This window comes from Gemella sp. GH3, assembly GCF_013415425.1.
GTDB lineage: Bacteria > Bacillota > Bacilli > Staphylococcales > Gemellaceae > Gemelliphila.
Genome location: NZ_JACBYC010000198.1, coordinates 1 through 497 on the forward strand (window position 1 = coordinate 1; position 497 = coordinate 497).

The 497-nt window shown below is 29.8% G+C and carries 1 protein-coding gene; it reads left to right on the forward strand.

Translation table 11 applies throughout. From position 1 onward, the window contains the following. Positions 1-134: 134 nt before the first annotated feature. On the forward strand, positions 135-497 hold a 363-nt coding region (locus HZY83_RS07105), incomplete at its 3' end, for a recombinase family protein (RefSeq protein ID WP_179943350.1).

The following is a 497-nucleotide window of genomic DNA, read 5'->3' on the forward strand; positions in this document are numbered from 1 at the left end:
ATAGTCCTCTTATTAAAATAAGAGGACTATTTTTGTTTATTTAGAGCACACCCTAATCATACAAAATGAATTGTTGAAATTACAGCAATTAAAATGTATGATTAGGGTGTATATTAATTATGAGGTGAAACTAAATGATTGTGGGCTATGCGCGGGTATCATCAGTAGATCAAAATTTAGAAAGACAACTTGAAAATTTAAAAACATTTGGTGCTGAAAAAATTTTTACAGAAAAACAATCAGGTCAATCTATAGAAAACAGACCCGTCTTTCAAGAAGCATTGAACTTTGTGAGAATGGGAGATCGTTTTGTCGTGGAATCAATTGATCGTTTAGGTCGTAATTATGATGAAGTCATTAATACCGTTAATTATCTTAAAGAGAAAGAAGTACAATTGATGATTACCAGTCTACCAATGATGAATGAAGTCATTGGTAATCCATTATTAGATAAATTTATGAAAGATTTAATTATACAGATATTAGCAATGGTTTCA